General features: G+C 35.6%; 13 protein-coding genes. 10 read left to right on the top strand and 3 right to left on the bottom strand.

Annotated features, from left to right (window positions below):
• Window positions 1-6: 6 nt before the first annotated feature.
• The 3 genes from ISP71_01370 to bshC are packed head-to-tail and all read right to left on the bottom strand — an operon-like array spanning window position 7 to window position 4,498.
• Window positions 7-1,398, bottom strand: a complete 1,392-nt coding sequence (locus ISP71_01370; protein ID MBL6662727.1) for a LysM peptidoglycan-binding domain-containing protein — start codon at window positions 1,396-1,398, stop codon at window positions 7-9.
• A gap of 30 nt (window positions 1,399-1,428) precedes the next feature.
• Window positions 1,429-2,964, bottom strand: a complete 1,536-nt coding sequence (gene guaA / locus ISP71_01375; GenBank protein MBL6662728.1) for a glutamine-hydrolyzing GMP synthase — start codon at window positions 2,962-2,964, stop codon at window positions 1,429-1,431.
• Window positions 2,965-2,974: 10 nt separating this feature from the next.
• Entirely contained in the window at window positions 2,975-4,498 is a 1,524-nt protein-coding gene (gene bshC / locus ISP71_01380; protein ID MBL6662729.1) for a bacillithiol biosynthesis cysteine-adding enzyme BshC, read from the bottom strand.
• A gap of 75 nt (window positions 4,499-4,573) precedes the next feature.
• On the opposite strand from bshC, the gene ISP71_01385 reads away from it, so the two are divergent.
• From ISP71_01385 to ISP71_01430, 10 genes are all read left to right on the top strand, one after another.
• Entirely contained in the window at window positions 4,574-5,134 is a 561-nt protein-coding gene (locus tag ISP71_01385; protein MBL6662730.1) for a DUF4377 domain-containing protein, read from the top strand.
• Between the two features lie 208 nt (window positions 5,135-5,342).
• Entirely contained in the window at window positions 5,343-5,750 is a 408-nt protein-coding gene (locus ISP71_01390) for a hypothetical protein (protein ID MBL6662731.1), read from the top strand.
• Window positions 5,751-5,752: 2 nt separating this feature from the next.
• Window positions 5,753-6,187, top strand: coding sequence for a hypothetical protein (locus ISP71_01395; protein MBL6662732.1), 435 nt, complete (start codon window positions 5,753-5,755; stop codon window positions 6,185-6,187).
• Window positions 6,188-6,675: 488 nt separating this feature from the next.
• Window positions 6,676-7,233, top strand: a complete 558-nt coding sequence (locus ISP71_01400) for a restriction endonuclease subunit S (GenBank protein MBL6662733.1) — start codon at window positions 6,676-6,678, stop codon at window positions 7,231-7,233.
• 5 nt (window positions 7,234-7,238) lie between these two features.
• Window positions 7,239-8,810, top strand: coding sequence for a type I restriction-modification system subunit M (locus ISP71_01405; GenBank protein ID MBL6662734.1), 1,572 nt, complete (start codon window positions 7,239-7,241; stop codon window positions 8,808-8,810).
• Window positions 8,807-9,952 (top strand): restriction endonuclease subunit S, encoded by a 1,146-nt coding sequence (locus ISP71_01410; protein ID MBL6662735.1) that lies wholly within the window; start codon window positions 8,807-8,809, stop codon window positions 9,950-9,952. Before ISP71_01405 ends, ISP71_01410 begins: the two co-directional genes overlap by 4 nt.
• Window positions 9,953-10,408, top strand: coding sequence for a hypothetical protein (locus tag ISP71_01415; GenBank protein MBL6662736.1), 456 nt, complete (start codon window positions 9,953-9,955; stop codon window positions 10,406-10,408).
• Window positions 10,409-11,473 (top strand): serine/threonine protein kinase, encoded by a 1,065-nt coding sequence (locus ISP71_01420; GenBank protein MBL6662737.1) that lies wholly within the window; start codon window positions 10,409-10,411, stop codon window positions 11,471-11,473.
• A gap of 1 nt (window position 11,474) precedes the next feature.
• Window positions 11,475-14,699: a type I restriction endonuclease subunit R gene (locus ISP71_01425; GenBank protein MBL6662738.1), complete on the top strand. Its 3,225-nt coding sequence runs from the start codon at window positions 11,475-11,477 to the stop codon at window positions 14,697-14,699.
• A complete protein-coding gene (locus tag ISP71_01430; GenBank protein MBL6662739.1) occupies window positions 14,699-15,394 on the top strand; it encodes a M48 family metallopeptidase in 696 nt (231 codons plus the stop codon). Before ISP71_01425 ends, ISP71_01430 begins: the two co-directional genes overlap by 1 nt.
• Window positions 15,395-15,553: the final 159 nt, after the last annotated feature.

Below are 15,553 nucleotides of genomic sequence, written 5' to 3' on the forward strand. Positions count from 1 at the left end.
AAAGAGCTATTGCACTATAAGTCGCTCAAAATCGGCGAATCGAATTATATTAAATTTGGTGTTGGATTTAAAAGAAGTATTTGGAAAAGTTTCAAAATCGAGAAGACCTTTGAATTCACTAGATAAGAAGTATAGACACTGTTGATAAGCTGAATAAGCATACTTCTCTGGATAAGAGAAGTACCTTTGATAATAATTATTAACGAAATCTGAGTAAAACTGACTGTTATCGTTCATAAAGATTGACGGTAAATGAACATTTAGATTCACCAAATCATAATAATCTAAATTATCGAACCTATTCCATGTATTGAGCCCATAAATAGTAAACACTGTATCCTCCATACTTCCTAAAGTAGGTAGCAACCTACTGACAAACGAGCGGTCATTTGAAGGGATAATCATAATATTTTTATCCGATTTTAATTTACTTTTTAATAAATCCCTATCAGACAATTGGTTTTCATCGAAAGTAAATACCTGACATCTTCTATTCATTATTTGCAAACTCAATTTCTTTTTAGCATAAGAAAAAAGGTCATCTTCTCCGTCCTGTCCCAGTAATATTAATTCATCGCTAGTATTATTAAGCAAAAGATAATCAATCAATGCGTCAATTTGAACGTAAGACAAAGGAACCGATTGATAAATATTCAAATACTTATTTTTTACACTCATGTAAGACAAAGGAGAAATGAGTTTCTTTTTGGTATCATATCCATAAAATTTGGCTAATTCTTCGAACTGCCTAATGTATATTGGTCCAAAAATATATTCCCTATCATACAATACGTTAGAGGTAAGTATGGATTCAAAAACAGAGTCATTTGGTACATCTAACACCATCAAGTCAATATTGTATCCCAATTCAGTTAAACTATCTATAGCTAGTTGAAAACCAAAATAAAAATCTAAAGCTACTTTTGACTTGGGATAAACCAAATTCTTATTGTTATTATTAACTTTTAGAGAATCGTTTAAATCCAAATAAAAAGGTAACAACAAAGCCACTTTAATTTTTGTAGTATCTAGCTCATAAGTTGGGAGATTTGAAATCTGAAAATCCGCATTATTTATGATTTTTTTGGAAAGAGTTTCCGAACTGATAGGCTTTGTTGACTGTGATACTGTGTTATTATCAATTGGTTTTACTATGGTGTGACGTAAAGGAACTAATAATTTGAAACCAACATGCAAACCTTGAATAACCGCTGGATTAGATATTACTAAATCATTTAATTCAGCATTGTATTGTCTCGAAATGCCATATAGCGTTTCTCTAGGTTGAACAACATGTATAGCAAAAGGTTTATTGTCAATAATTGTATCCTGCTGAGCCTCAGCAAAAAAAGTGCTAAAGACACTGAATAAAACTATACAAATTGCCGACTTAGTCATAAATAATTTAACTTTCAAAATCTCTTTTTATTATTCCCATTCTATTGTAGCTGGTGGCTTAGAGCTGATATCATAAACCACTCTGTTAATACCTTTGACTTTATTGATAATGTCGTTAGATACTTTCGCTAAAAACTCATAGGGCAAATGAACCCAATCGGCTGTCATTCCATCTGTGGATTCTACAGCTCTCAAAGCTACTGCATTTTCATAGGTTCTTTCATCACCCATTACCCCAACCGATTGTACAGGTAAGAAGATAGCACCAGCTTGCCAAACCTTATCGTACAGACCTTCTGAAATTAGTGAGGATATAAAAATATGATCAACTTCTTGTAAAATTCTAACTTTCTCTTTAGTTACGTCTCCTAGAATACGAATAGCCAAACCAGGACCAGGAAAAGGGTGTCTTCCTAAAAGAGATTCATCAATATCCATAGAACGACCTATTCTCCTTACTTCATCTTTAAATAATGTATTTAAGGGCTCAACCACTTTCAACTTCATAAAATCTGGAAGTCCACCTACATTATGATGAGATTTGATAGTAGCTGAAGGCCCTCCAGTAGCAGATACAGATTCTATAACATCAGGATATATTGTTCCTTGTGCCAACCATTTAACATCTTCAATTAGGTGTGCTTCATCATCAAAAATATCTATGAACTTGTTGCCAATAGCTTTTCGTTTAGCTTCGGGATCACTTAGGCCATCTAGAACCTCATAAAAGCGTTCTTTAGAATCAACACCTTTGACATTTAGACCCATACCCTTGTATTGTTCCAATACATTTTCGAATTCATTTTTGCGAAGTAAACCGTTGTCAACAAATATGCAGTATAAATTAGCACCAATGGCCTTGTGTAATAGCACACCAGCAACAGTTGAATCCACTCCTCCAGACAATCCTAAAACCACTTTATCGTTACCTAATTTGGCTTTCAAATCTTCAACTGTTCGTTGCACAAATGATTCTGCCGTCCAGTCTTGAGCACACTCACAAATGTTAACTAAAAAATTTGAAAGCAACTGTTTTCCGTCTGTTGAATGATAGACTTCAGGATGAAATTGAATAGCAAATGTTTTTTCTTTAGTTATTTGGTAACCAGCTACTTGCACGTCTTTAGTTGAAGTGATTATTTCAAACCCTTCAGGCAAGGTTGTTATGGTGTCTCCATGGCTCATCCATACTTGTGAACCTTCAGAAATACCTTCCAAAAGCGGATTAGATGAATGGACAAAAGAAAGATTGGCTCTACCATATTCTCTAATTTTTGAGGGCAATACTTCTCCCCCGCTGACCTTAGCTAAATGTTGTGCGCCATAACAAACTCCAAGTAATGGAAGTACGCCTTTTATACCTTCTAAATTTGGGATAGGTGCATGCTCATCACGCACAGAAAAAGGACTTCCTGAAAGGATTACACCTTTAATATTATCAGTCAATTCAGGTATTTTATTGTATGGATGTATTTCACAATAGATGTTTAATTCTCTTACCCTCCTAGCGATGAGCTGAGTATATTGTGAACCAAAATCTAGAATAAGAATTTTTTCTTGAGCCATTTATAAATTATTAAAGCGGTAAAACTACAAAATTAGTATCTAGTGGATTAAGCTCTTCCTTCAACTTTTTTATAAAGTTATCACCATACTTTAGGTAATATGGAATAAAGTTATTGTAACGCTCTTGTAAAATTCGGTTTGGGAAAAAACTCATTTTAATTTTAGAAATTTGAGATAAAGCTACTTCATGCTTTTGCTTTTCTACTTTGTGTAGTTTTTTACTTAAATTTTCAAGAGATTTCTTTTGCCTTTGATGTTCGGCATCTATCATAGACTGATATGCTTTATCGTCAAATTTATCCTTGATAGAATGAAACATTTCGCTCAAAGACTCCACTTGACTTTCTAGTGATACATTAGCCTGATTTTGAACATATTTCTTGTGTAAATCGGATTCTGAACTAAAGAAATCTTCAAATGAAAAACCTAAGTGATTTATTTTATCTATCTGAGATGGTGTAGTTAAGATGACTGAATTTCTCAAAACCAAGATAGGAAATGGTATGTGTTCAGACTCAAAAGCTGTTTTCAACTGCATCCAATAGGACAATTCGGCACCACCCCCAATATAAGCTAGGTTAGGGAGTACCATCTCCTGAAACAAGGGACGTAATAATACGTTAGGACTAAATTTCTCAGGATTGGATTCAATTACTTTAGCATCTAATCTGTCTAAGACCCTTTTTCTACTACCCTGCTCTAATTGGAAAAAATTACACTCTCTAACATAAGCCTGTGCTTTGTAATTTTCACTGAGCTTTTCCGATTGTGAAGCAATAAGAGGATAAAATGAATGGTCTTGTATGTCTTTCTTCATAATAGCCACAAAGGACTTTTTTAGCTGAATATCATCACCGTCAATGATAACAAGTCCATCGTCTTTAAATAATTCATTTATCAAAACACGTGTGGCTTGGGCTAGATTAGCTGAAGAATAGGCTTTATGAAAAATAGCTTTTAACCGCTCAGCATTTTCACCCTTACCCATAAGTAAGTTTATATCTTCAAGAACACTTGAGAAGTCAGATAAGTTCATTCTACCAACTGCCCCACTCTGACTGCTATCCCATCGAATAGTCTGACCAAATAAATGGATGTGATTTATCTCATCAAAATCATGATCTTCACTAGCTAACCAAAATACTGGCACAAAATGTTTAGAAGGGTATTTTTCCTTTAAAGCAAGACTTAAATTAATAGTAGAAACGATTTTATACAGGAAATACAAAGGCCCCGTAAAAATACACAACTGATGGCCTGTAGTTATTGTAAAAGTGTCTTTAGATTCTAGTGATTCTATGTTAGATTGTGTCAAATCCGATATATCAATAGCTTGGTTTTGTTTTTTCAAAACATCAACTAAAGTCATTCTATCAATAGGGAATTGGCTTTTTTCTTCCATCTGATTATGAAAGCTATCAATAGTATTGTAACGGCCATAAAAAGAAGATAATTCGGTACTTTCAGACAAATAGTCTTGTACCAAAGGACTTAAAAAGTTAATTTTACGATATGGTATTTTAATAGAACTCACTTAGCGCAAAAGTAAGTAAAAAGTAATTTTTATTTACCTAATAAAATAAGTGATGAACCAAATCGTTTTTAAATCATGAAAATAAATCTCTTACTTCATTTAATTCTTTTCTCTGCAATAGTCCATGCTCAAGATGTTGTCGATAATTATGATTATAGTCAATCCGACAAAATCAGCGAACAAACCATAACCATAGAACCTTATTTACAACTAAGTAATGGTGCATTTTTCACTTCTCTGACACTAGTTTCCGACAATCCCTACGTAGATTATGTAAAAGGCTTTGACTTTAATTGGGGGATTCGATATCAACTCAAAGTAAAAGAACGCATTTTTGCTATGCCACCAGAAGACATGTCAGATAGAGAATTCGAGCTTATAGAAGTGCTTTTACAGACACCAGCCAAAGATAACTTCGAGATGATACTAATCAACGAATTTTATCTCTCTGAACCCAAAGGAGAATCGATTTCAAAACTTAAAGCAGGACGATATCGCTATCATGACGAAATGGAATTTAATGTACCGCCTAAGCTTCGTGCAGAATTTGACAGAAAGATGAAAAAGAAAAGCTATTGCAAAGGTTATTTTGGATTCGATAAAGACGATAACATTATCTTGTTAAAAATAGAATAAACTAAAAATCGCTATGAAAAAACTAATCGTATTAATACTCATCTCCAACGTACTGTTTGCATAGGAATACTCTAATTCAGCTCTGTCTTTCTCATACATACCTCGTATTAGAATTCTAGACCATAAGTACGAAGGAAGTAATGACATTTAGATTAATTTGTAGGTTAAAATAAATTGATACCTTTGCTTAACTTAAAAAATTTGAACCATGAAATATTTAACTTTACTCTCTTTGATCTTTATCCTTTTTTCTTGCGACCCAGAAGAAAAAGCAGTTACTCCAGACCCTAGCATAACACCTCCTGAATGGATTCGAGGCAGTTGGACTTATACAGACTCTAGCAATTATACTGAAAACCTCATTATTTCAGAAGACGATATTGTTCACGAACGTTTATTAAGTACAGGTAAAAAATCTACAAGCTACATGGATTCGTGTAAAGAGTATAGCATATCAGTAAACCAAGAAATCAAATACAACAGTTATTTTCATATTAAATTTACCGATAAAAACGATAGCATTAATCTACTTTATCTAGCAAAAATAGCAGGAGATGAAATTAGAGCAATCGACGAAATAAGCCCTACACCTAAGTCTTATACTAGAGTGAATTAGGCATGAGAATATTTTTGTTAATACCATTGACTTTAATTTTACATTCCTGTGTTCCAGAAGAGGATAATTCTCCACAAATTATAGAAGAATTTTATCATATTAATCCGCCAAATTGGCTTTATGGAAGCTGGACTAGTGGTGTGGATAGTAATAAAGTTATATTACATATTAGCGAACATAACATTGAAGATGTTCAAGAAAATAGTTCTTATAACTTAAAAGATAGCTGCATCATTAATAATTGGGAAACAGAAGAGAGTTTTATAATTTCAACAAAATATATTCTAAACATACCAAATTTTGGAGAGGACAAATCGTATAAGATGACTTTTAATTACTTATCTAATACTGAATTTGAATTAGAACAAAACCTTATAATTTTTTCTGGAAATACAACAACAACTTTTGATACTACAAATATTTATAAAAGACAGTAATATAAGGCCACCAAAAATTTGGCAAGGTCATTTTTATAGCTTTTTATGCTGGAGGGGGCATAACGTTGTAAACGAAGTTTTACTTCAAAGTCGGAAAGTAGCTTGTTGGTGTTGAAACACATAACATTCGCTTTAAGGAAATTAAAATACGCTATTAATAAAGCTTAACTTATTGATTTTCAAAAGAATACCAAAAGAATACTAAAATGGATATACGACACTCATAATGATTGGATTTACGTAATGCATATATTTAGGTGTTGTACACAAGCTGATCCAGCCGCATATTTTAGCACATTTACAAATCGCTCAAGCCAGCCCATATTCCAAATTTGTAAAAGAGTGCAACCCCCTATCCACTCTCGAAAACGGAGTATACTTTTATATTTGTAGAAGCCCTACTTAAAAATAATTTTAATATTTTCTTGGTAATTTAGATATTATTCGTATATTTGTACTCGTTGTACTTAAATATAAATACTCATAGATTGAAAAAGGAACTAAAACATATTACCAAAATTCAAACAGGAGTCTTCGCTAAGACTGTTGCAAAAGGCGATATAACTTATCTGCAACCTAAGTATTTTGACGAACTAGGTAAGCTTACCGTAAACTTGGAGCCTGACTTAAATTCAGTTGGCGTCTCAGAGAAGCATATCCTAAAACAGGGAGATATAATATTTGCTGCTAAAGGCTCAAAAAACTTTGCCTTTCATTTTAAACTGCAAGAGCTAGCTGCAGCTGCATCCACTTCATTTTTTGTTATCAAAATACATGATGAATCTGTTCTTCCAGAATATTTAACCTGGTACCTGAACCATCAAAACACAATGAAGTATTTAAAGTCATTTGCTAGAGGGACTTCTATCCCCTCTATATCTAAAGATGTACTTAATAACCTAGAAATCATGATACCCGCAATCGAAAAACAAAAACTCATTTATAAGATAGACAACCTACGATCTAAAGAGAGACAAATAACAATGGATATTCTTTCGCTCAAGCAAGCACTGAATCAACAACAACTTTTTAACGAAATAAAATAATCACAATGGATAAGACGATAACTCAAAAAGACATCAATAATGCCGTGTGGAAAGCCTGCGACACCTTTAGAGGCAGCATAGACCCTAGCGTCTATAAAGACTATGTACTTACTATGCTCTTCATAAAATACTTAAGTGATGTGCATGATGATAAGTATAAAGCGTACTTAGAGAAATACAACGGAGACGCTGAGCGAGCTTCGCGCGCCATGCGTCACGAACGATTCGTAGTACCAGAACACAGTCACTTTAAATTTCTGTACGATAGTCGGAACGAATCCAATATAGGAGAACTCATCAACATTGCTTTGACCGATTTAGAGGAAGCTAACCGAGAAAAACTATACAGTGAAGACGGTGCTGGGATCTTCCAAAACATTGACTTCAACAACAGCAAACTAGGTGAGCCAAAAGACAAAAACACACGTCTTAAAAACCTGCTTTTAGATTTTAATTCCGAGAAGTTGGATCTACGCCCATCACACCTAGATGGTAACGATATTATTGGTGGTGCTTACGAATACCTAATTGCAAATTTCGCCAGTGATGCTGGTAAAAAAGCGGGTGAATTTTTTACGCCAGCCGAAGTCTCTACCCTACTTGCTAAGCTTACCAAGTCTAAACCAGGTTCTCGTATAGCAGATATTACATGTGGCTCGGGATCACTACTTATTAAAGCTGGACAAGAAGTTGGCTCACCTAACTTTTCTCTATATGGACAAGAAGCCAATGGTAGTACATGGGCACTTGCCGTTATGAATATGTTCTTGCATGGATTCGACAATGCGACAATTCGTTGGGGAGACACTATACGTAACCCCAAACTAAAGGAAGGTGATGAGCTCATGAAGTTCGACACGGTAGTTGGGAATCCGCCCTTTTCTTTGGATAAATGGGGAAAGACTGATGACAAAGAAGAAGATAAAGCAGCCGACAGCTTTGATCCAGAAACTGATCAATACAACAGATTCTGGAGAGGTGTTCCACCTAAAAGTAAAGGAGATTGGGCTTTTATAACCCATATGATTGAAACCACCTATGAAGGCACAGGTAAAGTGGGCGTAGTAGTACCGCATGGTGTTTTGTTTAGAGGGGCAAGCGAAGGAAAGATCAGAAAAAAACTCATTGAAGAAAATCTGCTTGAAGCGGTAATTGGCTTACCAGCCAACCTATTTTTTGGAACGGGTATACCAGCTGCCATTTTAATTTTTAATCGTGGAAAAGGAGACAATACACATGTGCTATTTGTGGACGCAAGCGAATGCTATGAATCCGCTAAAAACCAAAACAGGCTGCGTTTGGAAGAAGACATTACTCCTATTGTCGAAACCTATGAGCAATTTAACAAAGGGCAATTACAACCAGGTGTAGCTAAAGAGAAATATAGCTATGTAGCCACATTTGATGAAATAGCCGAAAACGACTTTAACCTCAATATACCACGATATGTTGACACTTTTGAGGAAGAGGCTGAAGTAGATATTGCTTCAGTGCAAAAAGAGATTATTGAACTAGAAGGTGAATTGAAAACAGTTCAAGAGGATATCAATAGACATCTAAATCAGTTAGCACAATGATGAATCGTGAAATTCCTTCAGATTGGAGCTATAAAAAATTAGGTGATATTGTCAAATTTCTTGACGGAAAAAGAAAGCCGATAAAAGAAGCTGATCGTCAAAAAATGAAAGGACCTTACCCTTATTATGGTGCTTCTGGCATCATTGATTATGTAAACGATTACATATTTGATGATGATTTAATCTTACTCGGAGAGGATGGAGCTAACATTCTAAGCAGAAGTACGCCACTAGCCTTTAAAATATCTGGAAAAACTTGGGTAAATAATCATGCCCATGTCCTTAAGCCAATCAACGGAACGGTTCTAGGTTATTTGGTGGAATACCTCGAAAGTATAAGGTATGAAAAATACAATACGGGGCCGGCACAACCTAAGTTGAACAAAGCAGTTTGTGAAACTATCCCAGTTTTATATCCACCTATTTCCGAACAATTAGCCATAGCCAAGGCCTCCGAGACAATGGACAAAGCCATAAACGGCAACAACCAACTCATAGCGCAAAAAGAGTTGCGTAAAAAATGGCTGATGCAAAATTTGCTCACAGGTAAAAAACGTTTGAAGGGTTTTCGTGGTGATTGGAAAGAGTATCAATTAGGCCAAATGTTTGCGGAGAGAAATGAACGTAACAATGATGGATTTGCGCTTTTATCTATTGGACAGAATGGAGTTTATCCGCAAGAAGATTCTATTAAAAAAGATACTTCCAACTCTGACAAATCGAAATACAAAAAGATCTGTATCGGTGACATCGGCTACAACACTATGCGCATGTGGCAAGGTCGAAGTGCTTTGTCAAATTTAGAAGGAATTGTAAGTCCTGCATATACCATTCTAAAACCAAGAGAGAATGCAGACGCATTGTTCTTTTCATACCTATTCAAAACACCTAAGCTTGTCAACTTATTTTGGAGAAACTCTCAAGGTTTGGTTGGTGATACCCTTAACTGTAAGTACAAAGATTTCTCAATAGTAAAAACCATGCTGCCTCTAAAGGACGAGCAGATTGCTATCGCTCAAATCTTACAAACAACAGACAGGGAACTTGATCTGCTCAGGGCAAAAACCGACAAGCTTAAAGAACAGAAAAAAGGAATGATGCAGGTATTGCTGAGTGGTAAAAAACGACTAAAAATTAATTAAATGAAAATACTCGGAATAAGAAACTCACCTAAGGTCATACGGTTTTGCATCTTAGATGGAAATGCAACCAGCTTCTCTTTTTCAAATGCAAACGGAGAAAATAAAATAGATCTACCTAAATCCTTGAAGACTGAAGCTGAAATCTATCAATGGGTTAAAAGTGAATTCAACCGTTTGTTTGATAAATATGGGCCTTTTGACCATATGGCAATAAAGCAAAATGAAAATGTACCCACTAGGTACAGCAGTGTAAAGCCTGTCATGTTTCTAGATTGTATTGCCTGTCTAGTGGCAATAGACAATAACACGCCTTTTTCGTCTCATTTATACACCTCATTGGGTACAAAGAGTAAAGAAGTAGTAAAACATATTGAATCACAAGTTTCAAAGAGCAACACCCATTGGGACAGCAAAATGGCTGACGCAGTTGTAGCAGCAATAAAAAATATACAATAGATGAGTTTTAAAGCAGGAGATAACATATACAAATTCACTCTAATTAAGAAGTTAGGCGGCAATTTTGGTGAGGTTTGGCATGCGAAAGACAACAGCATTAATAAAGAAATTGCTCTTAAGATTCTTGAACCTGCTTTTGAACCCATTGCCAAATTATTAGACGAAGCGAGGATTGGAAACAAATTCAATCATCGTAACCTTCTTCCGATTCACTATGCTGATGTGGCATCTGTTGGCCCGAAGACTTACACACTAATTTCTCAAGAGTACTATCCAAATGGGGATATCACTAATCAATTGAACACCCACAACTTTTTACCACTACCACAAGTGATGAGTGCTCTTCAAGATATTCTGTTTGGCTTGGAATATCTTCATAATAGCGGGTTCTATCATAACGATATAAAGCCTGGTAATATATTGATGGACGATCAACAATCAGCAGTTCTTGCTGATTATGGAATTGCTGGATTTTCTCCAAGTATTACCCCAGTTACCCCTAAGAACTCGTATAAGGTTCATAGAGCACCTGAAACAAATGGCAGCTCTGCGAAAATCAGTATTCAATCCGACATCTTTCAGGTTGGCTGCACAGCGTATAGACTACTTAATGGCGTAAGTACTTTAAAAAATGAATTTATCACTCTTGGTGCTTCGGACTATGAAAATAAAAAAGCGAATGGAAAAATTCCAGATAGAAAATCGTACCAACCATTTGTTCCGAAGAAACTAAAAACCATCATCAACAAAGCGCTGAATGTTAATCCTGGTGACAGATTCAATTCAGCCTTAGAGATGAGACGAAAACTAGAAAAACTTCACTTTCCGGGTTATTGGACAGCTGATAAAAAATCGAACCTAATTGGTGTTGGGAAAAAGTACTTATATCAATTTGTGGTAGTAGCACTACCTAAAGACCTTTTCAATTTCACGGCTACAAAAACCAATCAAAAAACAGGAAAAACAACGAAAATCGGTCAGTTCACTGTTAAGAAGAAGAGTGAGTTAGAAATGAATAAAATAAGAACTCAATTCATTGAATGGGTTGTAGAAAATGCAAGTTAATATGGATACACCTAGCTTTAAAGAAGACCATATCAGCCAGATTCCTGCTTTACAATTATTGCAAAATTTAGGCTACAAATACCTCACTCCAGATGAGGCCATGCAATACAGAGGCGGTAAAGCAACTCAGGTGATACTTGAGGATATTTTACGCAAGCAGCTAAAAGAAATCAACTCCATCAAAATTGGTAGTAAAAGAGAAGAACGGTTCTCTTCTGGTAATATAGAAATGGGTATTCGCGCATTAAAAGAACTCCCCATGAATGAAGGTTACATTAATGCCTGTGAAACAACCTACAACCTTCTTACCCTGGGCAAAGCGCTTGAGCAAAGTATTGATGGTGACAAGAAAAGTCATACGCTGCGCTATGTAGATTGGGAAAACATTGAAAATAACGTGTTCCATGTAACGGAAGAGTATAGTGTGATGCGCAGTACCAGCAAAGACCACTACCGCCCAGATTTGGTGTTATTTGTTAACGGTATTCCTATTTCAATTATTGAATGTAAACGTCCTGATATGAAAGAGCCTTTAAAACAGGCCATCAGTCAGCACCTCAGAAACCAACAAGCAGATGGAATTAGAGGTTTATATGTCTATTCTCAACTATCCTTAAGTATTGCAACCCAAGAAGCTTCGTATGCCACAAATGCAACTCCCGAAAAGTTTTGGTCTAAATGGCAAGAAAAATTTGATTCGGAATCTGAAGAAAATGAATACAACAGGAAATTATTGGAGCTGAAGAACCAACCACTATCAACTGATGAAAAGGACAAACTATTCTCTGATCGGTTTAGATATGTGAGACAATATTTTGATGCACTTGAAAAGGAAGAAATCCTTCCAACAATTCAAGATCAGTACCTCTACGGTCTATGCCGTCCTGAGCGATTAATGGATCTAATTTTCAATTTTATACTTTTCGATAATGGCACTAAGAAAGTAGCTCGCTATCAACAATATTTTGCCATCAAAAAATCGACAAAGCGTATTCAGCACTTAGAAGGTGGCAGCAGACAAGGAGGTGTAATTTGGCATACACAAGGAAGCGGAAAATCACTTACCATGGTGATGCTTGCTCAGGCTATAGCTATGGATAAAAGCATCCGCAACCCTAAAATTATTCTGGTAACGGATAGAACCGATTTGGACAGACAAATTACTGGGACATTTAGAAAATGTGGTCGCTTTGTAGAGAATGCTTCTACTGGACAACGGCTTGTGGAGTTGCTAGAAAGCAAAAGTGATGCAGTTTTAACCACTATCATCAACAAGTTTGTGGCTGCAATGAAAAAGATCAGAAAACCTCTTGATAGCCATGATATTTTTGTATTAGTAGATGAAGGTCACAGATCGCAAAACGGAACTTTCAATATTGAAATGCAAAAGACATTACCAAATGCATGTTTTATTGCTTTAACCGGAACTCCCCTATTCAAAAAGGATAAAAGCACAGCTGCTAAGTTTGGAGGAATTATTGACGCCTATACAGTAGATCAAGCTGTAAAAGACAAGGCCGTTGTGCCACTTTTATATGAGGGTCGTTTGGCAAAACAAACGGTAAATGCTAGTCCTTTAGATACTTTTTTTGAGATGGTTTCAGAACCATTAACAGAATATCAGAAAGCTGATTTTAAGAAAAAATTTAGTCGTGCTGATCAATTGAACAGTGCGGAACAAAAGATATATGCCGTTGCATGGAATATTAGTCTTCATTTCAAAGAAAACTGGCAAGGGACTCCCTTCAAGGCACAGCTAGTTTGTGATAAAAAGATTAATGCGGTTCGATATAAAGAGTTTCTTGATGAAATTGGAATAGTTACAAGCGAAGTTCTCATATCCGCTCCAGATGATCGTGAAGGGGAAGACAGTGCTTTTGGGAAATCACCTGAAAAAGTAAATCAATTCTGGAAACGGATGCTAGATGAACATGGCAATTCGAAAACTTACGAGAAGAATGTCATTAGTCGATTTCAAAACCAAGAAAACCCAGAGATTATTATTGTAGTGGATAAACTATTAACTGGTTTTGATGAACCAAAGAATACGGTTCTTTATTTGACCCGAAACCTGCATAGTCATAAGCTTCTACAAGCCATTGCCCGTGTTAATCGAGTTTATCCTGATAAAGAGTTTGGCTACATCATTGATTACTACGGAGTAATTGAAAACCTAGATGATGCGCTAACAATGTACTCATCTTTTGAGGATTTTGATGCAGACGATTTAGAAGGCACCCTAATCAATATCAGCGAAGAAATTCAAAAGCTTCCTCAAAAGTATTCCGAGTTATGGGATATTTTCAAGACTATAGCTAACAAACGTGATGCAGAAGCCTATCAGCTATTGTTAAAAGATAAAGCTATAAGAGTTGTATTCTACGATAAGCTTGCCGCCTTTGCAAAAGGGCTAAAACTAGCCTTATCAACGATGCAATTCCATAAAGAGGTAGACGAAAAAACAATTGATCGCTATAAAGAAGACTTGGCGATGTTCATGAAGTTAAGGATGGCAGTTGTGGAGCGATACTCAGACACAATTGATTACAAACAATACGAAGGGCAAATTCAAAAACTCATTGATACGCATATCACCACAGAAAAGGTAGAAGTTATAACTGAACTCGTAAATATTTTTGATAAAGAGAAATTCCAGCAAGAAGTAGAGAACACAACTGGAAAAGCAGCTAAAGCGGATAAAATTGCAAGTAGAACTGCAAAGCACATTTCCGAGAAAATGGATGAAGATCCTGCTTTCTACAAGAAGTTTTCTCAAATGTTATCAGAGACAATTGCAGAATACGAAGAAAAGAGAATCAATGAGGCTCAATATTTGAGTAAAGTCCAAGAAATAATGGAAAATGTACTCGCGCATACTGATAGCGACATACCTGAAAGTTTGCAGCAAAGGGAAGTTGCTAAAGCGTTCTATGGCCTAACAATTGAAGCACTTATTGACAAAGTACAAGATTCAGTTGTAAGAAGAGAAGTTGCCGTTCAATCGGCTTTACGTATAGATGATTTGATAAGAGAATCGGTATTGGATACAGAAAAACCGATTATTGATTGGCAACAGAAATCCAATATCACAGGCAAGTTACTTATTGAAATAGGAGATTACCTTATTGATGAGGTTAGAGATAAATACAACGTTTCATTGACTTTTGGTGAGATGGATCAAATAGCCAACAACTTTATTGAAGTTGCAAAACTGCGCTACAAATGATGATGGCTTCTATTCAATTCGGCTCAAAACAAATTGACTATCAGATTGAATATTCTGTTCGAAAGACTTTGGGAATTACTGTCACTCCAGACATGGACGTTTTAGTTAAAGCTCCAAAAGATAGCCCTATTTCAAAAATTGAAGAAAATCTTCAGAAGAAAGCTCCCTGGATAATTAAACAACAAAGTTTCTTCTTGGCCTATCATCCTAAAACAACTGAAAGGAAGTATATCTCAGGAGAAACACATTTATATCTCGGTAGACAATACCTACTTAAAGTGGAAGAAGAAAAAATAGAATCGGTTAAGCTGAAAGGGAAATACATTCAGGTTAAAACTCCTGATAGGTCAAGAACGAAAAAACTGCTTAATGAATGGTACTTGAATCATGCCAAGTCAAAATTCTATTCAACCGCACTCCCTCTGATTGAAAAATTCAAGAAATACAATGTTGAACCAAGTTCCATTGTTCTACGGGAAATGCCGACACGCTGGGGAAGCTGTACACCTAAAGGCAAAATCATTTTAAATCCTGAATTGATTAAAGCTCCAAAGGGTTGCATCGAATATGTCATCATACATGAATTGTGTCATTTGATTCATCACGATCACACAAGAAAATTTATCGAATTACAAACGAAAGAAATGAAGGATTGGGAAAAATGGAAAACGAAATTGGAAAAATTGTTAGCATGACTAAGTCAACCCAATTTGCAAGTACATTGCCAAAGCCGCACATGCCCACGCTACGCCCTAAGCTTTGTCAAATAGCTAGCAAAGCCAACCCGAACAGAATATGTATATTAATAAAAATAAAAAGCCAGCATACAACAACACCTATACGCAATACCCTTC

The organism is Flavobacteriales bacterium (assembly GCA_016779995.1).
In the GTDB taxonomy this organism is placed as follows: Bacteria; Bacteroidota; Bacteroidia; order Flavobacteriales; family UBA7312; genus UBA8444.

What these genes read in the sequence shown, in the direction of transcription:
- ISP71_01370 (MBL6662727.1), bottom strand. Translation starts at nt 1,398, where the DNA reads ATGACTAAGTCGGCAATTTGTATAGTTTTATTCAGTGTCTTTAGCACT.
- guaA (MBL6662728.1), bottom strand. Translation starts at nt 2,964, where the DNA reads ATGGCTCAAGAAAAAATTCTTATTCTAGATTTTGGTTCACAATATACT.
- ISP71_01385 (MBL6662730.1), top strand. Translation starts at nt 4,574, where the DNA reads ATGAAAATAAATCTCTTACTTCATTTAATTCTTTTCTCTGCAATAGTC.
- ISP71_01390 (MBL6662731.1), top strand. Translation starts at nt 5,343, where the DNA reads ATGAAATATTTAACTTTACTCTCTTTGATCTTTATCCTTTTTTCTTGC.
- ISP71_01395 (MBL6662732.1), top strand. Translation starts at nt 5,753, where the DNA reads ATGAGAATATTTTTGTTAATACCATTGACTTTAATTTTACATTCCTGT.
- ISP71_01405 (MBL6662734.1), top strand. Translation starts at nt 7,239, where the DNA reads ATGGATAAGACGATAACTCAAAAAGACATCAATAATGCCGTGTGGAAA.
- ISP71_01410 (MBL6662735.1), top strand. Translation starts at nt 8,807, where the DNA reads ATGATGAATCGTGAAATTCCTTCAGATTGGAGCTATAAAAAATTAGGT.
- ISP71_01415 (MBL6662736.1), top strand. Translation starts at nt 9,953, where the DNA reads ATGAAAATACTCGGAATAAGAAACTCACCTAAGGTCATACGGTTTTGC.
- ISP71_01420 (MBL6662737.1), top strand. Translation starts at nt 10,409, where the DNA reads ATGAGTTTTAAAGCAGGAGATAACATATACAAATTCACTCTAATTAAG.
- ISP71_01425 (MBL6662738.1), top strand. Translation starts at nt 11,475, where the DNA reads ATGGATACACCTAGCTTTAAAGAAGACCATATCAGCCAGATTCCTGCT.
- ISP71_01430 (MBL6662739.1), top strand. Translation starts at nt 14,699, where the DNA reads ATGATGGCTTCTATTCAATTCGGCTCAAAACAAATTGACTATCAGATT.